Source organism: Ochrobactrum sp. Marseille-Q0166 (assembly GCF_014397025.1).
Taxonomy (GTDB): domain Bacteria; phylum Pseudomonadota; class Alphaproteobacteria; order Rhizobiales; family Rhizobiaceae; genus Brucella.
In genome coordinates, this window is record NZ_JACJUO010000001.1 from 1,800,509 (window position 1) to 1,823,071 (window position 22,563).

Genomic DNA, 22,563 nt, shown 5'->3' on the forward strand with positions numbered 1-22,563 from the left:
GTTTTGCTGGAAATGCTCGTAAGGAACATAAAATGCGACCCATCAAGGATATTCTGAAGACCATGGAATATGGACCTTCCCCTGAAGCAAACGGCGATGTGAAGCAGTGGCTGGAACAGCATGGCCATTCTTTCGGTCATTATATCAACGGCGCTTTCGTCAAACCGGAAGGCCGCAAAACCATTGCCGTGGCCAATCCTGCCAATGGCGACAAGCTTGCCGAGATTACACTTGGAACGCAGGAAGACGTCGATCAGGCTGTGAAAGCTGCGCGTGGTGCCTTTGGCAAATGGTCGAAGCTATCTGGCCATGAACGTGCAAAATATCTTTATGCAATTGCCCGCCATATCCAGAAGCGAGAACGCTTCCTCTCGGTTCTGGAAGCCATGGATAATGGCAAGCCGCTGCGCGAAACGCGCGACATTGATATTCCGCTGGCAGTTCGTCATTTCTACCATCATGCCGGTTGGGCGGAGATGGTTGAAGATGAGTTCAAGGGCTTCTCGCCGGTTGGCGTTTGTGGTCAGGTGATCCCTTGGAACTTCCCATTGTTGATGCTGGCGTGGAAGATCGCGCCGGCCTTGGCTGCTGGCAATACGGTTGTGCTGAAGCCAGCTGATCTCACACCACTGACCGCTATTGCCTTTGCAGAAATCTGCCACGAAGTTGGCCTGCCTGCCGGTGTAGTCAATATCGTGCAGGGCGATGGCACAACGGGTGCGAGCGTCTGCGGTCATGACGGCGTCGACAAGGTTGCTTTCACCGGCTCGACACAAGTGGGCCGCATCATCCGCGAACAGATTGCAGGTTCCGGCAAGAAGCTCTCGCTGGAGCTTGGTGGCAAATCGCCCTTCATCGTATTTGAAGATACTGATCTCGATGCCGCTGTTGAAGGTGTCGTCGACGCCATCTGGTTTAACCAGGGCGAAGTCTGCTGCGCTGGTTCACGTCTTCTGGTGCAGGAAGGCATTGCCGATCGCTTTTATGCCAAGCTGAAAAAGCGGCTTGAAAGCCTGCGCGTTGGTGATCCGCTCGACAAATCCACCGATGTTGGCGCCATTGTCTCGCCTACTCAGGTGAAACGCATATCCGATCTGATCCAGAAAGGTATCGATGAAGGTGGCCAACTCTGGCAGACACCTAATCCGCTGCCTGCCAAGGGTAATTACATTGCGCCTGGTTTTTTTACTGAAGTCGATCAAGCCGCAACGGTCTGCCAGGTGGAAATCTTCGGACCAATCGCCGCCGCCACAACATTCCGCACGCCGGATGAGGCTGTGGCACTCGCCAACAACACGCGTCATGGCCTTGCTGCTTCCATCTGGTCTGAAAACATCAATGTTGCACTTGATCTTGCAGCGCGTGTGAAAGCCGGTGTTGTCTGGATCAACTGCACCAATATGCTGGATGCAGGCGCAGGCTTTGGTGGTTATCGCGAAAGCGGATACGGCCGTGAAGGCGCACGCGAAGGCCTTTACGAGTATCTTGCAGCCGATTGGGAAAAGACGCTGACTTCACCAAAGGCTGCCGAAAACTTCGCACCGTCTGCGGCGCCATCAGGTGAAGACAAGATCGTCATCGATGGCATTGACCGCACAATGAAGAACTATATTGGCGGCAAGCAGGCTCGTCCTGATGGTGGCTATAGCTATTCTGTTACAGGCAAAGGCGGCGCGATTATCGGTCAGGCTGGCATTGGCAACCGCAAAGATATCCGCAATGCGGTTGAGGCGGCAGCTAAAGCATCAAGCTGGGGCAGCGCCACCGCCCATAACCGGGCACAGATGCTTTATTATCTGGGTGAAAACCTCGATGCACGCCGCGACGAATTTGTGGCTCACCTCGTTGAGAGCACTGGTGTCAGCGAAAAGAAAGCTACCGAAGAAGTCGAAGCATCACTGCGCCGCATTTTTTATTACGCGGCACAGGCCGACAAATTCGACGGCGCGGTGCATTCGACCAAGTCGCGCCATGTGACGCTTGCCATGAACGAACCTTGGGGTGTGATGGGCATTGTCTGCCCGGATGAAGCTCCGCTTTTGTCGCTGGTCTCGCTTGTGCTGCCTGCCATTGCGATGGGTAATCGCGCAGTTGTCGTGCCATCAAGCCGTCATCCGCTGATTGCTGGCGATTTCTATCAGGTACTCGACACATCGGATGTGCCGGGTGGTGTGATCAACATTGTCACCGGCGAGCGTGAAGTCTTAGCCAGAACATTGGCTGAACATGATGAAGTGGCAGCCCTTTGGTACTTCGGTTCTAAGGAAGGCAGCGCGATGGTCGAGAAGGCCTCAGCCGGAAATCTCAAAGCCACATGGGTCAGCAATGGCCGCATGCCTAACTGGAACAATACCAGCGAAGCACAAGGTCGCGATTACTTACGCAGAGCTGTTCAGGTCAAAAACATATGGGTGCCATACGGCGCTTAAATAGAAAGGCCCGGTCAATCGACCGGGCCTTTCAGTTTCAGACAATCAAGCGGCACTTTCAAAGCCGGATTACATATTCCTTGCGCGTAGTTTCAATAACGTCCCAGGTACCTTTGAAACCCGGTTGAATAACAAAACTATCGCCTGCTTTAAGCGTTCGTGCTTCGCCGCCCCCTTCCGTCAGAACCGACTGGCCTGCCAGAATATGACAAAACTCCCACTCATCATATTCGATGCGCCATTTTCCCGGCGAGCTTTCCCAAATGCCTGCAAAAAGCTTGCCGTCGTCACTTTCCTCAAAATTCCATGTCAGGAATCGCGGATCGCCCGAAAGAACGCGCTCCGGCAAGGGAGCGCCTTCTTCTGGTTCCACGGTGTTAATATCAAAGCGGAGGAATCGGCTCATCGCATCAGACCTTTGCGAGCGCCTGCTCGATATCAGCGATAATGTCATCGGCGTCTTCAATACCAATTGACAGACGAACGACATCGGGGCCTGCACCCGCTGCAACCTTCTGCTCATCGGTCAGCTGTCGGTGCGTTGTCGATGCCGGATGGATAACCAGCGAACGTGTGTCACCAATATTGGCCAGAAGAGAGAACAGTTCGAGACTGTCAACAAACTTTACGCCCGCTTCATAACCATTCTTCAAGCCGAAAGTGAAAACAGAACCCGCGCCCTTCGGCGAATATTTCTGAGCAAGCGTATGATACTTGTCATGTGGAAGTCCCGCATAATTTACCCAGGACACTTTTTCATGCCCATGCAGCCATGAAGCAACCTTCAAGGCGTTATCCGCATGGCGCTGCATACGTAGTGGCAAAGTTTCAACGCCCGTCAGAATCTGGAAAGCATTGAATGGAGAAATGGCCGGGCCGAAATCGCGCAGACCAAGCACGCGCGCAGCAATAGCAAACGAGATATTGCCAAAGGTCTTGTGTAGTTCGACCCCTGCATAGTCCGGGCGCGGTTCAGTGAGAAGCGGATAGTTGCCAGACTTGGCCCAATCGAATGTACCTGCATCGACCAGAATTCCACCCATAGAGTTGCCATGGCCGCCGATGAATTTTGTCAGCGAATGCACGACAATATCCGCTCCATGCTCAATCGGACGCACGAGATAAGGTGAGGCCAGCGTGTTATCGACAATCAGTGGCAGACCATGCTTGTGTGCGATTTCGGCAATCGCTTCGATATCGACAACTATTCCACCCGGATTGGCGAAACTCTCGATAAAAATTGCGCGTGTCTTGCCATCGATCTGTTTTGCAAAATCGGTGGGATTGGTCGCATCAGCCCAGCGAACATGCCAATCAAATGATTTGAATGACTGGCCGAACTGGTTGATCGAGCCGCCATAAAGCTGGCGCGCCGCGATGAAATTATCGCCCGGCTGTAGCAGCAAATGGAAAACAAGCAATTGTGCCGCATGTCCCGAAGCCGTTGCAACAGCTGCCGTTCCGCCCTCAAGTGCTGCAATACGCTCTTCCAGAACGGCAGTCGTAGGATTGGTGATGCGTGTATAGATGTTACCAAAAGCCTGCAGGCCAAACAGAGACGCAGCATGATCTGCATCGTCGAAGACAAAGGACGTGGTCTGATAGATCGGTGTGGCCCGCGCGCCAGTGGTTGGATCAGGCTTTGCGCCTGCGTGTACTGCGAGTGTTTCGATCCCTGGTGAGCGCTTAGACATGAGTTCCTCCTGACAGCCTATGCCAAACAATTGGACCGAAAGTTAGGCTTTGCCTGAAAGAAAGCAAAGGAGAAATTTGCGCCAAAATGCACAAGAGCAGAAATTAATTCCACGTTTTATGATCAGCCGATAAGACGCGGGTATTCGATGGCTGGACATCGATCCATGATCACTTTTACCCCTGCATCTGCTGCCTTTTTTGCAGCATCTTCATGCACCACGCCGAGCTGCGTCCAGAGAACCGCAGGTCGGTGTTCTAAGGCGATAATTTCATCCACAATGCCAGGCAACGACTGAGACGCACGAAACACATCCACCATATCAATCGGCTCATTGATGTCAGCCAGCACTGCTACAACTGTCTGCCCGTGAATGACTTTCCCCACCTGTCCCGGATTGACCGGAATAACGTGATAGCCGCGATCCAGCAAAAACTTCATGACACCGTTGCTCGGTCGTTCCGGCTTTGGTGATGCACCAATTAATGCAATCGTTCTGACAGACCGAAGAATATTGCGCATCTCGTTATCTGAAGACATCTGCATCACGTTCCTCCAATCCCATTCCGACGTTTATTGTAACCATACAGAAACACAGACTTGCAAGATAAGCCACACTCCCCCTATTGCTTATTATAAAGGAGAGAAGATGAGCATCAGCACCGCACACAATACGGTCTTCAGTCCTGTCATGCGCGTTGAAGAATTGCAGGCTTTCATGGAGCGCGAATTTCCTCAGCTTGGTGAAAGCTTCAAGATTGTCTCGATCAATGAAGGTTCTGCGACAATGCATCTTCATGCCGAAGAGCAACATTTGCGGCCAGGCGGCACTATATCCGGCCCTTCTCTCTTTGCTCTTGCCGATGTGGCGGCTTATGCAGCGATTCTAGGTCATATAGGGCCTGTGGCGCTGGCCGTCACGACAAACCTCAATATCAATTTTCTCCGCAAAGCCGATCCGGGTATAGTGGAAGCCGTGGCGCGAATTCTCAAGCTTGGAAAGCGTTTGGCCGTTTTGGAGATAGCCCTTACAAGCGGCACAACAGGTGAGCTTATTGCACACGCAACCGCGACTTATTCCATTCCACCGCAGAAAAAAGATACGGTATTATAATACCGACATCATAACCCATTGTTTTTATTCCATTTTTAAAAGATTGCTATAAAAACAGCGCTTGACGGCCTGTCATAGTTTGTGTATCGACCCGCCCAGTACGTATGGAAGCCCGCTTTTACACGTTCTTACGGTTGGCCGTCGTGATGATTGGTACGACCAACACAAGCAACAAGAAAAGCCCGGATCGCAAGATCGGGGATTAAGTCAAGGAAGACTTCAATGGCAACTTTTTCTCAGAAGCCAGCCGAAGTGGTGAAGAAGTGGATTCTGATCGACGCAGAAGGTCTCGTCGTCGGTCGTCTCGCATCCCTCGTCGCCAATCGCCTGCGCGGTAAGCACAAAGCAACCTTCACCCCGCACGTTGACGATGGCGACAATGTCATCATCATCAATGCAGACAAGGTTGTTCTGACCGGTAAGAAGTACACCGACAAGGTTTACTACTGGCACACCGGCCACCCAGGTGGCATCAAGGAACGTACTGCTCGCCAGATTCTCGAAGGCCGTTTCCCGGAACGCGTTCTTGAAAAGGCTATCGAGCGCATGATCCCACGCGGTCCGCTTGGCCGTCGCCAGATGAAGAACCTGCGCGTCTACGCAGGTGCAGAACATCAGCATGAAGCTCAGCAGCCAGAAGTTCTGGATGTAGCAGCGCTGAACCGCAAGAACAAAGGGAATGCATAATCATGGCTGAGCAGCTCAACTCGCTCGAAGAACTCGGCAGCGTAGCGTCGGCCTCCGCCGCAGCTCCAGTTCACGTCCAGAAGATCGACGCTCAGGGCCGCGCTTATGCGACCGGCAAGCGTAAGGATGCGATTGCTCGCGTTTGGGTCAAGCCAGGTTCCGGCAAGATCACAGTCAACGGCAAGGAATTTGCTGCATATTTCGCACGTCCGGTTCTGCAGATGATCCTGCAGCAGCCAATCGTTGCTTCGAACCGCGCTGGTCAGTTCGACATCGTTGCAACCGTGGTTGGCGGTGGTCTTTCTGGTCAGGCCGGTGCTGTTCGTCACGGCATCTCCAAGGCCCTCACCTACTACGAACCGGGCCTTCGCACGGTTCTCAAGAAGGGTGGCTTCCTTACGCGCGATAGCCGCGTTGTTGAACGTAAGAAGTACGGCAAGGCCAAGGCTCGCCGTTCGTTCCAGTTCTCGAAGCGTTAATATTTATCGCTTTGGAATTACAGAAAGCGGGCCTTTGGGTCCGCTTTTTTGTTTATTAATGGTCCGAAGATGAGGCCAGGTTATATTGGTGTTGGGAGTGCGTGCGATGCAGAAGGTTCCGGTATCACTATTTCATTCTGGGCCGATTAGAGCACATCGAAAAAATGTGAAACAGTTTTCGGAAATCATGCGCGATAAAACAAAAGATTAGAATGTCAGTGCTTGGGATCGCGACCTTGATCATCCTGTAGCGCAAAAGTTGGGTCGTCACCATTGGTACAAAACTTATTGCGTTCATATTGCCCGTGTAGAACGGGCTTATGCATTTGATACTAAATCCGCATAAAGCAATCTCCCATTTTGCTTCGTGAAGCGCTATGAGAGCTGAGACACCATCGGGAACCGGCCATGCCCTCTAAAACGATTGACCACGCTTTCACCACTCGCAGCCTGACCAGTGCTGCAACCGACCCCACCCATGCGGGGGTGCTATCGTTTATGCGGCGTCTATATAGCAAATCGCTGAAAAATGTCGAAGCCGTCGTCTGGGGTATTCCGTTCGACGCGGCAGTTTCCAACCGTCCAGGCGCACGATTCGGTCCGCAGGCCATTCGGCGTGCATCGGCCATTTTCGACAATGATCCGCAATATCCATTCGAGCGCGATCTGTTTGAAGACCTCGCAGTCATCGACTACGGTGATTGCCTGCTTGATTACGGCAATCATTACAAGACGCCGGCAACAATCGAGCGGGAAGCCGCAAAAATCCTCCGATCAGATGCATTTTTGCTAACGCTTGGCGGCGATCATTTCGTTACATGGCCGCTGCTCAAAGCCCATGCTGCAAAATATGGCCCGCTGGCGCTCGTTCAGTTTGATGCACATCAGGATACATGGTTTGACGATGGGAAACGCATCGATCACGGCTCTTTCGTCGCACGTGCCGTTCGTGACGGGATTATCGATCCTGAACTTTCGATCCAGATCGGCATTCGCACACACGCACCAGAAAATTGCGGCATTAAGATCATTTATGGTCACGAAGTCGAGGATATGTCAGCGCTGGCCATTGCTGACGAAATTCTCAACCGCACTGCTGGCAAGAAAACGTATCTCACCTTCGACATCGATTGCCTTGATCCAGCCTTTGCGCCTGGAACCGGGACACCTGTCGCTGGAGGCCCTTCGTCTGCAAAGATGCTTTCCGTACTGCGCAAGCTGACAACGCTTGATTTTGTGGGTGCCGATGTCGTTGAGGTTGCACCGGCTTATGATCATGCCGATATAACGGCAATCGCCGGAGCGACAATTGCAATGTATTATCTTGGATTGCTGGCGGAACAAAAAGCAAGACGACGATAGATAAAGCTAACAAACAGATTCAAGCAGCTCAAAAATCGATTCCGAACTTTGATGTAACTTTCTGAAATCTAAAGGCAAAGCGCATGAAACCGAAAATCTTCATCGACGGCGAACACGGCACAACCGGTCTGCAAATCCGCAGCCGCCTTGCCGAACGCGACGATCTTGAAGTGATTTCAATCCCGGAAGCCGAGCGACGCAACAAGGATTTGCGCGCCGACTATCTGCGTGCTGCCGATATTGCGATCCTCTGCTTGCCGGATGACGCTTCAAAAGAAGCTGTTGCGCTGCTCGAAGGTCATAACTCGACGCGTATCATTGATACCTCAACCGCACATCGGGTACATGCCGACTGGGCCTATGGTTTTGCAGAGCTTGCAAAAGGACAGCGTGAACGCATTGCAGAGGCGCGGCTCGTTGCCAATCCCGGCTGTTATCCGACGGGTGCAATCGCACTGGTGCGCCCATTGCGCGACGCTGGCCTGCTGGCAGCGGATTATCCGATCAGCGTCAATGCGGTTTCCGGCTATACGGGAGGCGGCAAGCAGATGATCGCGCAGATGGAAGACAAGAACCATCCGGAGCATCTCGCAGCCAATAATTTCCTCTACGGCCTGTCGCTGCACCACAAGCATGTGCCGGAACTGCAACTGCATGGCCGTCTGGATCGTCGCCCGATTTTCAGCCCAAGCGTGGGGCGCTTCCCGCAAGGTATGATCGTTCAGGTTCCGCTGTTTGTTACTGAGCTCGAAGGCGCTCCATCGCTCAAGGATATTCATGCCGCTCTGACCGCTCATTACGCTGGTCAGGATATTGTGGAAGTAGTTTCCCTTGACGAAAGCAGCAAGCTTGCGCGCGTTGATGCAGAGGAGCTTGCAGGCAAGGATGGCATGAAGCTATTCGTGTTTGGTACAGAAGGTGACAATCAGGTCAATCTCGTTGCCCTGCTCGACAATCTCGGCAAGGGCGCATCAGGTGCCGCTGTTCAGAATATGAACCTTATGCTTGGAAAATAATCCGAGCATGAAATGAAAAGCCCGGCTTGAAGCCGGGCTTTTTTTATTCCTGATACGCACCTTTCGTTGCGCGCCAGTGGGCAACGGCAAAGGCCAACACGATCAGTGCTACAAACTGATGTGTAAGACCAAGATCAAGCGGAACGCTCATCAGAAGCGTTGCAATACCAATTGCCGCCTGTATCAATATTAGGCCCAGTAAAACGATTGTGCGGCGTGCATGAGTGGTTCCGGGAGCATTCCTCCGCACCTGAAAAAGATGTAGCACAGCCAAAACCAGGACCGTGTACGCAAACATGCGATGCACAAACTGTACGGTTTTCGGGTTTTCAAACAGATTGATCCACCATGGCGATTGAATAAACAAATCTGATGGAATGATCGCGCCGTCCATCAATGGCCAAGTGTTGTAAGTCAAACCGGCATGTAGGCCGGCAACAAGTCCGCCAAGATAGATCTGTACCAACACGGCAAATACCAACCAGCCAGCAAAGCGCTGGATCGAGCGTTCTGACGGTCGTTCGGTGTATTTCGCCAACCCCCGCGCAATGTAAAATACTGCCGTGATGATGATACAGGCCGTCGTCAGGTGGACTGCAAGCCGGTACTGGCTGACACTTGTGCGTTCGCTTAACCCCGAAGCCACCATCCACCAGCCAATAGCCCCCTGCAAACCGCCCAATGCGAGCAGGCCGAGCATACGATATTTCAGCGTCGTATTAAGGCGTCCAGTCAGCCAAAAGAATGCGAGTGGAATGGCAACCAGAAAGCCAACAAAACGCGCAAGCATGCGATGCGCCCATTCCCACCAGAAGATAAACTGGAACTCTTCAAGGGTCATGCCCTTATTGATTTGCTGATATTGCGGAATCTGGCGATATTTATCGAATTCTTCCAACCATTCAGTGTGATTGAGTGGCGGGATAACACCGTGAATCGGCTTCCATTCCGTAATTGAAAGTCCAGAGCCAGTCATGCGTGTGGCTCCGCCAACCATGACAATAGCAATGAGAACGACAAAAACCGCATAAAGCCAATAGCGGATCAGCCGACGATTGTCATCATCGCTATGTGGAACGGAAACTGCCGTCATGCAATTCATCCTCAAATTTCATGTCAGGGATACATGCCGCATAGGTGCATTGGTTACAAGCCAACTTCACGCGACAAGCCGACGCGTTTTTGCTTCCTTTGCGTTCACTCACGCGTTAGTGAGGAATGGATCGGGGAGAATGTGATGCCAGTACGACTGAAAAAACTCATCGGGACATTTTTGCTTGTAGCGTTGGTGATCGTTTATGCAATTTTTGCAACGATTATCGCGGTTGCACAGTTGGCTGAATCACCAGCATGGGTTCATCTGCTCTATTTCCTCCTAACCGGACTGCTCTGGGTTCTTCCTGCAATGGCAATCATCTGGTGGATGGCTCAGCCTCCGCGCCAGAAACGTCACTGATAAGCCTAACGAGGGCAGATTGACGTGACGAACATATCCGTAACTCGTCTCACGCCACGGATCATCGCGGATTGGACAGGGCTGCGTTCCATTTGGACGTCGCACGATGCTTTATATGGCAATGCGCAATCGTTTGATTGGATCGATAGCTGGCACAGGCATGTCAATCCTGAAAGTTTCGTTGCAGCTCTCTTTATGGGTAATACTCCGGTTCTGATGCTGCCGCTTGAACCAATTGCAGTTAGCGGCACGCATATTCTGCGCTATCCGGGTGGCACGCACGCGAATTGTAACTTTCCATGGTTGAACCGTTCTCTGGCCTCACTAATCGATGATGCAGCACTTGATGCTCTGCTTGCCATGATCGCTCGCGAAAGGCCGAAAACAGACGTTATCGGCCTCGCGAGACAAAAGGCCTCGCTATCCGGAATTTCAAATCCGTTGCTACGACTCAAAAATGCGAAAAACCATAATCCCGTTCTGATGGCGTCACTCACTGCTGGCTTTGACGCGGTTCTCCAACGCGGCAATGCCAAGCGGAAACTAAAAAAGCACCGGCAACATGAGCGTCGTTATAATGAGAACGGGGGATGGCGCATCTATGCACCGGGTCAACGTGAAGAATCTGACCAAATGCTTGATGTCTTTTTTGCACTGAAAGCGCATCGCTTCAGGCAAATGGGCATCAACAATCCTTTTGAAAGCGCCAAAGTTCAAATTTTCTTCAAAGAGATTTTTGGGAACGCTGTGTGCCTCGACAAAGCACCGTTTGAACTGAAAGCTCTTGAGGTTGATGGTAAAATTCGCTCGATCATCGGTAAAATTGCTTCCGACGATGGTCCAACAGTCGAGTTCAATGCTATCGCGGATGACGAGCTAGTGACAGCCAGCCCCGGCGAGTTTCTATTCTTCGAAGACATTAAAAGCAGTTGTGAGGCTCGCTTAACCTATTACAGCTTTGGTATTGGTGACGAGCCATATAAACGCGAGTGGTGCGATATTGAGGCCTGTGTTTACGATACCGTTATTCCACTTACGTTGAAAGGCCGCACTTTCACAGCATTTCAATCCATTCGGAAAAAACTTGCGGCTACGATTAAGGGCAATCCAAAGCTCTGGCAATTCGTAAAACGGTTACGAAGCAAACTCGCGCGGCGTTGACTATTCGATTGAAGACCTTGTTAATTTGATTCACGAAAGATCACTATGTCTTTGATTGTGAATCTAAATCAGGCAGGCATGCGTTCAGAATTGTCCATTAAAATGATGACATCCTCATAGTCGCCCTGATCCATATCGAGCGCTGCTGTAACAACGCCATTATCGTCAGGGTCAATAATATTCATAACGATTGCTGCAGGACCATCCGCGATACGCCGTATCTGACGCGATGTAGAGGGTCCGCACTCAACAATTACAAAATCATAGACTGTTTCCAGCGCGTCAAGAATGTAAGGCAAGCGATCAGCTGATCGCATTGCGCTTTCAGGCTCGACCTTGCCAAGCGGCATGATATGCGCCTGAGAGAAATGATCTGTATGGATGACATCATTGAAGCGGCGTTCGCCGGAGAGGAGCTCGGTAATACCCGTATGATTGCTGCTTTCAAGCATCACTAAACCCAGCGTGCCATGAGCAGTCATATCAATGAGAATGACGCGCTTGCCCCGATCAGCCAGCTCACGAAGCAAACGAACGGTCGATGCGGAAGCGTCGTCACCCTCGGGCGAAACAGCAATGACGCGCTTTAACTGACCTGCCATAAGGCGGTCTGCAACGCTTTTTACGCTATTGGGACTATCCGTAACCTGTCTCGCATTTTTTTTTGAACTGGTCAGCGCGTCTGACATGAAGGGGGACGTCCAACGGCGCACCGGCGAATCTTCAGACGCAGAAACTTCATCTGAAGGCTCATCAAAAGCCATGTCAGTCGCTGCCTCTATCACCGGCATTTCAATCTCGGCCACGGCTGCATATCGACGGCCATCCGAGGCTATGAAAGCTCTGCCACTGAACAGCTCGCGTAGCAGTACGAAGATCGAAAAGATCAGGAGCCCTGCAACAAAAGTCGCGCTGACAATTGGTAACACCTTTGGATAGTAGGGTTCACCGGGCGCATCGGCGCGCGAGAATATCCGTGCATCTGCTGGAACATAATTGCGGTCAGTACGAGATGCTGCTTCACGATAACGGGTGAGATATGTTTCAAGAAGCTGGCGTTGTGCCGTCGCTTCTCGTTCAAGCGCACGAAGCTCTACTTCTTGTGTGCCAGCCTGCGCGGCTTGGGCTTTTACACGATTAAGTTCGCGATTGAGTTCTTCTTCTCGCAGTTTTGCAGCATTCACCTCATTATTGAGGCTCGTCAGAAGTTTACGCCCTTCCGCAGTGATCTGACCATTAAGATCTGCAAGCTGAGACCGCAATGCCTTTATGCGGGGATGACCGTCGAGCAACGTCACCGACAAATCTGCGATCTGCGAGTTGAGTTCAATACGGCGTTCCGCGAGCCGCTGCATCATACTGGAAGCGACGACATCCGGGAGCGTGTCAACCGAAATCCCTGCCGATAGTGCCTGCCGAACACTTTCTGCTCGGGCTTCCGTAGCGGCGCGGCCTGCGCGAACACGCGAAAGCTCTGATGTCACTTCCGAAAGTTGCTGTGCTGCAATCGTATTGTTTGCCTGTCCGGTCAAAAGCCCCTGCGCTGCACGATAATCAGCAACTTTCTTTTCAGACTCGCGAACTTTGCCGCGTAAATCTTCAATTTCAGGCGCTAGCCAGCCGGTTGCATCATCATTGGACTGAAGTTTCGCAGCCTCCTGCAACGCTATATATGAATCGGCCACTGCGTTGGATATTTCTGCCGCTTCTTGTGCATTAGGAGACGTATATTGTACAACGATTACGCGCGAGCCAGTGACGTTGAAAACCTGCAAATTTTGCCGCAGTTTTTGGAGAACCAGCTCTTCAGGCGTTAGATTTTCAGGATTGTTGCGCATGCCAACAAGAATCAACAAGCGCGCCCATGGTTTTATATTTGTTGAAGTAAATGCCGGATTGTCAGTCAGCTTGAGCTTATCGGACACCCGCTTGAGCAGATCGCCAGATGTCATAACCTCAACCTGGCTCTTGACCCCTTCCGCGTCCATTATAGGACGCTCAGCCGTCGCTTCGCCATTCGGACGCGTGAAGACGGATTCACGCGATTCAATCAAGATACGGGTTTCTGCACGATAATCAGGGGTAATCAGAAGACAAAAGGCCCACGCCAATGCTGCCATAATGACAGCCCCGCCCAAAATCAAAAGCCAGTTGCGGCGCAAACTCATAAAGAGCGCGCCGATATCAATATCTGCGTCTTTCGACTGACTATCGAATTCAGACATTCCGACACTCCGCCCGATACTCAGCATGTGCAGTTACAGATAAACCACCCTCGCCTTTTAACGGCTTCAATCACATCATTATCTAAAATCGTAAACGAACAAGGTAACCAGAGGGTTAAATTAAACTTAGCTGCTGATTTGCTCATCACAACAAAGTTTTTTCATAAGAGCTGTCGTTCTTTACCAGCCATTAACCTTAATCAATCGATAACAACATCTATCAGCATTTGGATGTTTCCATCCGAATCTGTAAATGCGGCAAGGCTTTTCGGAAGAGACCGAGGCGAAGATGATAATGCAGAAAACTCATGAAAAGCGCATAGGCCATATGGCTCTTGTCGCGCTCGGCCTTGCGGCAATGACGCTTTCCGCATGTTCCAGCTATCGCCCGGCACCCGCAGCTTTTCATGCAGCGTTAAACGAACCGTATTTGCTCAATGCAGGTGATCGTGTCCGCGTTACCGTATTTGAACAAGCAAGTCTGACCAACAATTATTCCGTCGATCAATCGGGATATATCGCATTTCCGCTCATTGGCAGCGTTCCGGCCAGCGGCAAAACCGTTAAGCAGCTTGAAGGTTTAATCGCGTCCAAGCTCCGTGGCGGTTATTTGCGCGATCCTGATGTGAGCGTTGAAGTTGATCGCTATCGTCCAATCTTCATTATGGGTGAAGTTGGAGGGGCCGGCCAATACTCCTATGTGCCAGGCATGACTGTTCAGAAGGCAATCGCTGCTGCCGGTGGTTTCAGCCCACGCGCCAATCAGGAAAACGTCGATGTCACCCGCACAATTAATGACAAGGTCACAACTGGACGCGTACTGATTTCCGATCCTATCTTGCCGGGCGACACTATTTATGTGCGCGAACGCTTGTTCTGATGGCGCTCGATGTCTGATGACACCTCGACCAAATCTTTCCGCATCGTCCATTGTTTTCGAGAGCCAACGGGTGGTCTTTTCAGGCATGTCCGCGATCTTACCCGCATTCAAGCAGCCAACGGTCATGAAGTCGGTATTCTTTGCGACGCCACAACTGGCAACCAACGTGAAGACGCACTTCTTGAAGAATTACGGCCTCAGCTGGCGCTGGGGATTCATCGCATCGCGATGCAAAGGCATATCGGCTTTGCTGACGCCAAAGCGGCATACAAAGCCTATCGCATCATTAAGAAATTGCAGCCGGATATATTGCACGGACACGGCGCCAAAGGCGGCGTCTATGCACGTTTGTTCGGTTCAGCCTTACGGGTTTTTAAGTCTCGCGTAGCCCGTATCTATTCACCGCATGGCGGGGGCCTGCATTTCGACAGAAGGACACGCAAAGGCAGCATAGTCTTTCTGGCCGAAAAAATGCTGGCTCCCTTGAGCGATGCCATCCTGTTCGTTTCCAACTTCGAGAAGCGAACCTATGAGGAAAAGGTTAGCAGGCCTTATGATCTTCATGCGATCATCTATAATGGGCTGTCGGATGAAGAGTTCGTTCATACACCTTTAGCAGCTGATGCCACCGATCTGCTTTTTGTCGGCACAATGCGCGATTTGAAGGGTCCAGACCTTCTTATTCGAGCGATTGCAGATCTTCGTGACAATCATAAAAAGCGTCTGACGCTTACTTTGATCGGTGACGGAGCCGAGAAGCACGATTTTATCGCGCTAGCCACCAGCCTTAATCTCGGTGATCAGGTGCGTTTTCTTCCCGGAATGGCGGCGCGTGAAGCGTTTACGCGTGGACGCATCATCGTCGTACCATCGCGTGCGGAAGCGTTTCCCTATATAGTTTTGGAGGCACTCGCTGCAGGCAAGACGGTGATTTCCAGCAATGTTGGCGGAATACCGGAAATATTCGGCTTAGATTCACCTGCACTCACGCAGCCTGACGTGGATTATCTTACGGAAAAGCTGCTTTCGGTCATGCTTGACGAGGTTGGTTTTCATGCATTTATGCCAGATGCAGATCGCTTACATGAACGGTTCAGTCTGAACGCAATGGCACAATCTATAGAATTGGTTTACCGTGAGGCGCATTCCTGACAGTCTCTTAGTCCCCCGGCACTTTTTAATCAGTATTTCCTTAGGATTTACAATTAAAGATAGTCTGGCACTTTGATTTTTAGGGGTAAACCGTGCACGACAACGATAAGTCTTCTCGAGCTGAGCCAGATTCAAGCAATGTCAGCGGCACGATTGGTTCCGGCGGGCAAGAGCAAGTCGAATTAAACCCTATGGCGCGCCAGATGGCTGCGCAATATGCACGTGACAACTTATCTCCAACCATGCTGAGTGGTGTCATACGGCTGATTGAATTCGGTATCGTATTCCTGACAGGTGCTTTAAGTTTTTCGTATTATGTGAGTTTTGATACTCCGCATTTATTTTATTATTTTCTCATCATGATCGCCAGCGGTGGTCTGTTCGTGCTTTTGATGGAAATTAACAGTGGTTATCAGATTAATATTCTGCGTAGTCCTAGCCGTCATCTGAAACGCGTTATCATCAGTTGGGCGACCGTACTTGGCGCCGTTGCGGTCACAGGCTTTCTTCTTAAAGTATCCTCGGATTTTTCGCGCGCCTGGTTTTTGATCTGGGCTTTCAGCGGCCTTATCATCCTCATTGTCTCAAGATTGTTTGTATCATGGAGAATCCGCAGCTGGGCGCGCAATGGCATTCTCGAACGCCGTGCCGTCATTGTTGGTGGGGGGCCGAATGCGGAAGCACTTATCCGCTCGCTTGAGCAGCAAACGGATAATGACATTCGTATTTGTGGTATTTTCGATGACCGTGACGACAAGCGTTCTCCGCCAATCGTTGCAGGCTATCCGAAGCTGGGAAATATCAAAGAGTTGATAGAGTTTGCACGCATTGCGCGCATCGACATGCTGATTGTTTCACTACCGATCAGCGCCGAGGAGCGTATTCTGAAGATCCTCAACAAGCTTTGGGTATTGCCGGTCGATATACGCTTGTCTGCAGTCAACAGTCACCTGCGCTTTCGTCCACGTGCCTATTCCTATATCGGCACGGTACCGATGTTGGACATTTTCGACAAACCAATCAATGACTGGGATTCAGTCGCCAAGCGCATTTTCGATATCATCTTCAGTATGCTCGGCATTATTTTGCTTTCACCCATCATGCTGGCGACGGCCATTGCTATCAAACTCGATAGCAAAGGGCCTGTTCTGTTCAAACAGAAGCGTCACGGCTTTAACAACGAAATCATCAATGTCTGGAAATTCCGTTCAATGTACACGGATCAGAGTGATGCAACAGCACGCAATGCAGTGACAAAAAATGATCCCCGTGTCACAAAGGTCGGGCGTTTTATTCGAAAAACCTCCATTGACGAGCTTCCGCAGTTCTTCAATTCGCTGACAGGATCTCTGTCCCTTGTCGGCCCACGCCCCCATGCCATCGCAGCACACTCGCACAATGTCCTCTATAATGAAGTTGTGGATGGGTACTTTGCTCGCCACCGTGTTAAGCCGGGTGTTACAGGATGGGCTCAGATTAACGGCTGGCGAGGAGAAATTGACAACAATGATAAAATCCGTATGCGCACAGAATATGATCTCTATTATATTGAGAACTGGTCGCTGTGGTTTGATCTGAAAATACTCTTTCTCACGCCAGTTCGCCTTTTAAATACGGAAAATGCCTATTGAGTTCGCTCGCGCATAGTTCAGGCGATGCGACCGAAACGCGCCGCCTTTTATCTGTACATGACGTTGCAGGTAAACGTGCGCTCAACAGAATGCTCAGTAATTTCGGTATTGGACTAGGCGTTTTCCTGCTCGGCTTTGTGATGAGCGAACCAGCTCCTTACGAGCTTTATATGGTTGGTCTCATTTCGATAGCCTTGCTTTTTGGAATGCGGCTTACGCGGACCAGTTTGGTTTTACTCGCTCTGCTTGCAGCTTTCAATTTCGGCGGCATGATATCCGTCATGCAAATGGCAGATCCTAAAAATGCGCCACTTTATATTACTGTTTCACTATTTTTGGCTTTTACGGCGGTCTTCTATGCAGCTCTTATTGAAGCAGACCATCGACGTCTCAAGACTATCTTCAATGCCTATCTGCTGGTCGCGCTGTTATCGTCTGGGCTTGGAATTGCCGGTTATCTCAACCTCTTTCCGGGCGCAGACATTTTTACGCGCTATGGTCGCGCCAAGGGGGCCTTTCGTGATCCGAATGTCTACGCACCATTTCTGATATTGCCATTTTCGTGGTGTCTTTATCGTATAATGCGCGGCAACCTGCGTGATCTGGTCGTTTACATTCCGCTCTGCTGCATTCTTACCCTCGGTATTCTTGTATCTTTCTCACGTGCTGCATGGGGTATGGTCCCCTTGGCCTTCCTATGTATTTTTGTGGTGCTATTACTTCAAAGCGAGAGCAATAAGCTGAGATTAAGGTTAGTGTTCATCGGCACTTTAGCTGTTGCTATGATAATCCTTGCAATTCTGCTGCTGCTACAAATTCCCGATGTAAGAACCTTCTTTTTCGAACGTGCTCAATTTGAACAAAGTTATGATAGTGCGCGTCTTGGCCGGTTTGCACGTCACTGGCTTGGTATGTGGCTTGCTATCGAACATCCATTGGGTATAGGTCCGCTCGCATTCGCACCATTGTTTGGTGAAGATACCCATAATACCTGGCTGAAAGCCGTTCTTGAATACGGCTGGATCGGCTTTGTGAGTTTCATCACGCTCACAATCCTAACATTAGCAATTGGTTTGAAGCTTCTTTTCAGAAACCGTCCATGGCAACCATTTCTACTTTGCGCTTATGCAACTTATCTCGGCCATATTCTAATTGGAAACGTCATCGACACTGACCACTGGCGGCATTTCTACCTGCTGTTTGGTATTATATGGGGCTGTGCAGGACTGGAATATAAACATCAGCTCGAGACCTCATTATCACTGTCTGATCAATCCTACGGCAAGCTAAAATGCAGCTCCTGATTTACACCGCCGCCGCATTATTTGAAATCGCGGGCTGCTTTTCCTTCTGGGCGTGGATCAAGCTCGACAAGTCGGCACTATGGCTGTTTCCGGGGCTTATTTGCCTCGCATTCTTCGCTTATCTGCTTACACTTATTGAAAGTGACGCTGCTGGCCGAGCCTATGCAGCATACGGCGGCATTTATATTATTGCTTCTATTTTATGGATATGGATAGCTGAAGGAATGCGACCTGATCGCTGGGATATTATCGGCGCAACCGTTGCCTTTGCTGGAGCTTGCATCATCTTGTTCGCCCCTCGGGCATAATTGTAATAAAAGCGAACTTCAATCGCATCCAATTCCTAAGTTTGGTCAGCAAGAAGTTGCGATTGCAGCTAATAATCTTATTTTGCTATATAATTTATATTCAAACGTAAAAATTTTGAAAATTATAACATTTTTTATCTTATGATTACTCCCTAAATAGATCACTATTAATCTTCCCTCTGAATTAACTAGAGGGGAGATTAATAGTGATTTTTTGGGCCTGATCGCGGCAGTTTTTCTTTTTACCCTCGCATATCAATTATTCCGAATTTGATAAGTTTCGGGAACAAAGCGATAGCCCTGACCATCTCTTTGTAAGTAGGCCAGAGATGGGAAAGGCATGTGATAGCCAATAAACGGCAACCGTTCTGCGGCGATCATATCAAACATTCGCTTGCGTGTTTCAACTGCCATTTCCTTGTCGATATCAAATGCGACATGCCAGTCAGGGCGTTGAAGTGTGATGACGGAATGATTGGCCGTATCCGAGATAAGCATCAAGGATTTTCCACCGGATTCGACTCGGAACGCAAGATGTCCCGGAGTATGGCCAAAGGCCCCGATCGCGTGAATGCCCGACACAACTTCACTACCGTCATCAAGAAATATCGTTTTTTCTGCGAGTGGCTTCACATTCTTCTCGACCAGCTGTGCAACACCCTTGGCTGGAGTGCCGAGCCGTGCTGGATCAGTCCAAAAGTCGAACTCCTTTTGTCCGGCTGCATAACGTGCATTTGCAAAAGCTGGCTTTTCACCCTCCATAAGGCCGCCAATATGATCGGGGTGAAAATGGCTCAAAACCACGAGAGAAACGTCATCAGCCGTGTAGCCAGAAGCCTCCATGGCCTCAACGAGTTTGCCCTGCCCGGCTTCACGTGCAACGGCGCCCATGCCAGTATCAAACAGTATAAGATCCTTGCCTGTATTGATGAGGACCGGTGTAAAGCTGTTAACGAAACGATCGGTAGGCAGCAGATTTTCTTCGAGAAGTGCTGCGACATCTTTCGGATCTTGATTGATCGCATAAGTCTTTTCAGGCGCTTCACCTGCTCTGCGACCATCAGAAAGCGTCGTCACTTCAAAATCGCCAAACTGAAATCGATGAAAGCCAGGATTCTCTATCTTTGAAGCCGGAGTCTTGTCTGTAGCCTGCGCCCTCTCAAACGGTCCAAGGGCAGCACCTCCACCCACGATAGAAGCAGCAACAATAAAATTTCGTCTTGAAATAGCCATCGCTCCGTCTCCAGATTATTTTTCTAATCAACATATCGCAAAAGACGCCTCAATCCAGAGCGTGTCGCGTTTAATCGTATCAATCGCACTCACTCCACCTCTCTATTTTTATGCATGTTGTTATCGGAAAACCAATCTCACTTTTCCGCGATATGCTTTAGCTGGCTCTCATCACGTTTTCTTAGGTGCTTGAGGAGAGGCGCACTTGCTGCTGCTGCAATTTACCGCTATTTTGAGGGTGTGCAGGACGACCTGCGCCTCTGTTCGTATAGGGGACGGCCCCATAGAGGAATGCTCTATGACGTGGCCTATCGAGAATAATGAGATCAAGCCTATTGTTGAATTAGGCTCGTTTACGGATTATCTGATCTCTTTTAAAAATCCAGCGCTATACGATCTGCTTCATTATAGGCTTTTTTTTCGACGGCTTACGCCTGCAGGCGTTCCGACTATTTTGGCGCTAATCGCCGTTCCAATTGAACGGGTATTCTATATTTCACGTCATGAGAGAGTAAACCAGTGTGTTTACAACGCGAACCTGAATGTCATTGCATGATGCACTGCATTCGTCTCACTAAAAATATAAAACCGGCGAAAGGACGTCCTTTCGTTACAGCAACAATGGGACGGCCCATATTCAAGGAGCACAATAAAATGGCATGGATTTATCTGGCAATAGCTGGAGGCCTGGAGGTCGTATGGGCCTATTTCATGAAAAAGTCTGAGGGTTTTTCCCTTCTCACACCCAGCATTATCACCATTATAACAATGATAGGAAGTTTTGCGTTGCTTTCCTTTGCGATGCGAACCCTTCCTCTAGGTACGGCCTACGCGATATGGACAGGCATTGGTGCAGTGGGAGCCTTTCTGGTCGGTATCTTCATTCTTGGCGAAGCTGCAAGCTTCTTCCGTATTGCAAGCGTTACACTCATTCTTGCAGGCATTATCGGATTAAAATTATCATCTACATAAAACAACAAGGGAGGCTGAAGCCTCCCTTGTTATGATCTTGCATGCTCCGAGAGGCAAGTGTTCCACGGTTTAAGATGCTACGCATCACGCCTTGGAAATGTTCTTCGCCACACGGGCTTAACGAACCTGATCCAACAGGCGTTTACATTCCAACAGATCGAAAAGTGCCTCCTGCAAAAGGCCGCGATTGTCTTTTGACGGACGCTTTCCATCCGCTCCAATCGGGCCGTCATCCTCGCCTTTCAACAAACCAAACAGCTTCCGGGACGGCTGCGGTGCCTTGATTCCGTTTGGCAACGCCATTTCGTTATCGGCTGCGTTTTCCATAGCCTGTTTTTCAGCGGCCGCCTGCTTCTGGCGTGTAATGGCTTCGATCGCCTGTACATCGCCGTTGCCGAGGGCAATAATGAACTGGGCATTATTTTCACGCAAAAGGCGTTGCACACCTTTGATGGTATATCCCTGATCATAAAGCAGATGACGGATACCCTTAAGCAACTCCACATCCAAAGGTCGATAATAGCGACGGCCACCGCCTCGCTTCATGGGCTTGATTTGTGTAAAGCGCGTTTCCCAAAAACGCAAAACGTGCTGTGGAAGATCAAGATCCTCCGCTACTTCGCTAATAGTCCTGAATGCATCAGGGCTCTTATCCATCTGCTTGCCCTTTCCAGTGGTTAGTTGGCCCTAAGGCCTCCCCTGCCAGCCCAGATAGTTCAAATGGCAATCAGTACTTCATCAGTACGAGCCATAATATCACAATAATCCAACGCCGTTTATCATAAAAAAAAGCAACGAAAAGCCCCAACTTCTCGGCTTCCCATATTAGCGGTCCGACTCGGCCTTATTAAGGATCATATAATATCAGAAATTGATAAGCACCTCTTCAGTATAGCAGGAAACATAAAATTAGGCCGTTGATAGCATTAATTGAGATCGGATGGTCAGTATGAAACGCAAAACGCCGCCCATATGAACGGGCGGCGGCACAATAAGAAAATTGCTTATCTACAGCTTGATATGAACTCTTATTTTGCGCTTTTTGCTGAACGCTTCTGATGTTCCTGGAGAATACGTTGCTTCAAAACATTGGAAGCTTTGAAGGTCATAACACGACGCGGGAGGATTGGAACTTCCTCTCCAGTCTTCGGATTACGACCGATACGCTCATTCTTGTCACGGACCTGAAACGTCGCAAAAGACGACAGCTTTACAGTTTCTCCGTTAACGATAGCGTCACAGACCTCATCGAGGATCATCTCGACCAGAGCCGCTGATTCTGTTCTGGACAGGCCTACCTTGCGATAAACAGCCTCTGCCAGATCAGCACGCGTGACCGTCTTACCTCCCATAACCGAACCTGCCTGGTTAGTGTTTGAACAGATAATATCCTTAAGTGACAGGAGGTTACACAAATAAAAGTGGTTCGGTCAAGCCGCGAGTTTCCTCGCGGCCTATCAA

General features: G+C 50.1%; 22 protein-coding genes. 14 read left to right on the plus strand and 8 right to left on the minus strand.

Annotated features, from left to right (window positions below; genetic code table 11):
* Positions 1-32 precede the first annotated feature (32 nt).
* Positions 33-2,429: an aldehyde dehydrogenase family protein gene (locus tag H5024_RS08580; RefSeq protein WP_187545402.1), complete on the plus strand. Its 2,397-nt coding sequence runs from the start codon at positions 33-35 to the stop codon at positions 2,427-2,429.
* A 58-nt stretch (positions 2,430-2,487) separates the two neighbouring features.
* On the opposite strand, the gene H5024_RS08585 is transcribed toward H5024_RS08580, so the two are convergent.
* From H5024_RS08585 to H5024_RS08595, 3 genes are all read right to left on the minus strand, one after another.
* Complete coding sequence (locus H5024_RS08585) at positions 2,488-2,835, minus strand: cupin domain-containing protein (RefSeq protein ID WP_187545404.1); 348 nt, start codon at positions 2,833-2,835, stop codon at positions 2,488-2,490.
* Positions 2,836-2,839: 4 nt separating this feature from the next.
* A complete protein-coding gene (locus H5024_RS08590) occupies positions 2,840-4,123 on the minus strand; it encodes an O-acetylhomoserine aminocarboxypropyltransferase (protein WP_187545406.1) in 1,284 nt (427 codons plus the stop codon).
* A 122-nt stretch (positions 4,124-4,245) separates the two neighbouring features.
* On the minus strand, positions 4,246-4,668 hold the full coding sequence (locus tag H5024_RS08595) for a CoA-binding protein (RefSeq protein ID WP_187545409.1): 423 nt from the start codon (positions 4,666-4,668) through the stop codon (positions 4,246-4,248).
* A 103-nt stretch (positions 4,669-4,771) separates the two neighbouring features.
* Between H5024_RS08595 and H5024_RS08600 the strand changes: the two genes are divergently transcribed.
* The 5 genes from H5024_RS08600 to argC all read left to right on the plus strand — a co-directional run bounded on the left by H5024_RS08600 (position 4,772) and on the right by argC (position 8,780).
* Entirely contained in the window at positions 4,772-5,236 is a 465-nt protein-coding gene (locus tag H5024_RS08600) for a PaaI family thioesterase (RefSeq protein WP_187545411.1), read from the plus strand.
* 222 nt (positions 5,237-5,458) lie between these two features.
* Positions 5,459-5,923 (plus strand): 50S ribosomal protein L13, encoded by a 465-nt coding sequence (gene rplM / locus H5024_RS08605; protein WP_007874511.1) that lies wholly within the window; start codon positions 5,459-5,461, stop codon positions 5,921-5,923.
* Between the two features lie 2 nt (positions 5,924-5,925).
* On the plus strand, positions 5,926-6,402 hold the full coding sequence (gene rpsI, locus H5024_RS08610; protein WP_187545413.1) for a 30S ribosomal protein S9: 477 nt from the start codon (positions 5,926-5,928) through the stop codon (positions 6,400-6,402).
* A 408-nt stretch (positions 6,403-6,810) separates the two neighbouring features.
* Positions 6,811-7,764 (plus strand): agmatinase, encoded by a 954-nt coding sequence (gene speB, locus H5024_RS08615; RefSeq protein ID WP_187545415.1) that lies wholly within the window; start codon positions 6,811-6,813, stop codon positions 7,762-7,764.
* A gap of 83 nt (positions 7,765-7,847) precedes the next feature.
* Positions 7,848-8,780 carry an N-acetyl-gamma-glutamyl-phosphate reductase gene (gene argC, locus H5024_RS08620; RefSeq protein ID WP_187545417.1) on the plus strand — a complete coding sequence of 311 codons (933 nt, stop codon included), beginning with the start codon at positions 7,848-7,850 and terminating at the stop codon, positions 8,778-8,780.
* A 43-nt stretch (positions 8,781-8,823) separates the two neighbouring features.
* Here the strand turns inward: argC and H5024_RS08625 are convergent, their stop codons facing one another.
* Positions 8,824-9,873, minus strand: coding sequence for a COX15/CtaA family protein (locus H5024_RS08625; RefSeq protein WP_247875223.1), 1,050 nt, complete (start codon positions 9,871-9,873; stop codon positions 8,824-8,826).
* Positions 9,874-10,017: 144 nt separating this feature from the next.
* Here H5024_RS08625 and H5024_RS08630 point away from each other — a divergent pair, with 144 nt between their 5' ends.
* Positions 10,018-10,236, plus strand: a complete 219-nt coding sequence (locus H5024_RS08630; protein WP_187545422.1) for a DUF2842 domain-containing protein — start codon at positions 10,018-10,020, stop codon at positions 10,234-10,236.
* Positions 10,237-10,260: 24 nt separating this feature from the next.
* A complete protein-coding gene (locus H5024_RS08635) occupies positions 10,261-11,397 on the plus strand; it encodes a GNAT family N-acetyltransferase (RefSeq protein ID WP_187545425.1) in 1,137 nt (378 codons plus the stop codon).
* A gap of 68 nt (positions 11,398-11,465) precedes the next feature.
* Here H5024_RS08635 and H5024_RS08640 read toward each other — a convergent pair whose 3' ends face one another.
* A complete protein-coding gene (locus tag H5024_RS08640) occupies positions 11,466-13,622 on the minus strand; it encodes an exopolysaccharide transport family protein (protein WP_187545427.1) in 2,157 nt (718 codons plus the stop codon).
* Positions 13,623-13,917: 295 nt separating this feature from the next.
* On the opposite strand from H5024_RS08640, the gene H5024_RS08645 reads away from it, so the two are divergent.
* The 5 genes from H5024_RS08645 (at position 13,918) to H5024_RS08665 (ending at position 18,897) form a co-directional block, all read left to right on the plus strand.
* Entirely contained in the window at positions 13,918-14,502 is a 585-nt protein-coding gene (locus tag H5024_RS08645; RefSeq protein ID WP_187545430.1) for a polysaccharide biosynthesis/export family protein, read from the plus strand.
* A gap of 9 nt (positions 14,503-14,511) precedes the next feature.
* On the plus strand, positions 14,512-15,654 hold the full coding sequence (locus H5024_RS08650; RefSeq protein WP_187545432.1) for a glycosyltransferase family 4 protein: 1,143 nt from the start codon (positions 14,512-14,514) through the stop codon (positions 15,652-15,654).
* A 92-nt stretch (positions 15,655-15,746) separates the two neighbouring features.
* A complete protein-coding gene (locus H5024_RS08655) occupies positions 15,747-17,285 on the plus strand; it encodes an undecaprenyl-phosphate glucose phosphotransferase (RefSeq protein WP_187545435.1) in 1,539 nt (512 codons plus the stop codon).
* A complete protein-coding gene (locus H5024_RS08660) occupies positions 17,282-18,589 on the plus strand; it encodes an O-antigen ligase family protein (RefSeq protein ID WP_187545437.1) in 1,308 nt (435 codons plus the stop codon). The genes H5024_RS08655 and H5024_RS08660 overlap by 4 nt, the downstream gene beginning before the upstream one ends.
* Positions 18,577-18,897 (plus strand): YnfA family protein, encoded by a 321-nt coding sequence (locus H5024_RS08665; RefSeq protein WP_187545439.1) that lies wholly within the window; start codon positions 18,577-18,579, stop codon positions 18,895-18,897. The genes H5024_RS08660 and H5024_RS08665 overlap by 13 nt, the downstream gene beginning before the upstream one ends.
* Before the next feature lie 255 nt (positions 18,898-19,152).
* Here H5024_RS08665 and H5024_RS08670 read toward each other — a convergent pair whose 3' ends face one another.
* Positions 19,153-20,130 (minus strand): MBL fold metallo-hydrolase, encoded by a 978-nt coding sequence (locus H5024_RS08670; RefSeq protein WP_187545441.1) that lies wholly within the window; start codon positions 20,128-20,130, stop codon positions 19,153-19,155.
* Between the two features lie 654 nt (positions 20,131-20,784).
* On the opposite strand from H5024_RS08670, the gene sugE reads away from it, so the two are divergent.
* The gene (sugE, locus tag H5024_RS08675; RefSeq protein WP_187545443.1) at positions 20,785-21,102 is read left to right on the plus strand and encodes a quaternary ammonium compound efflux SMR transporter SugE; all 318 of its coding nucleotides are present in this window, start codon (positions 20,785-20,787) and stop codon (positions 21,100-21,102) included.
* Positions 21,103-21,219: 117 nt separating this feature from the next.
* Here the strand turns inward: sugE and H5024_RS08680 are convergent, their stop codons facing one another.
* Both H5024_RS08680 and H5024_RS08685 read right to left on the minus strand, forming a co-directional pair.
* On the minus strand, positions 21,220-21,759 hold the full coding sequence (locus H5024_RS08680) for a MerR family transcriptional regulator (RefSeq protein ID WP_187545446.1): 540 nt from the start codon (positions 21,757-21,759) through the stop codon (positions 21,220-21,222).
* 371 nt (positions 21,760-22,130) lie between these two features.
* Entirely contained in the window at positions 22,131-22,454 is a 324-nt protein-coding gene (locus H5024_RS08685; protein ID WP_187545449.1) for an integration host factor subunit alpha, read from the minus strand.
* Between the last annotated feature and the right edge of the window lie 109 nt (positions 22,455-22,563).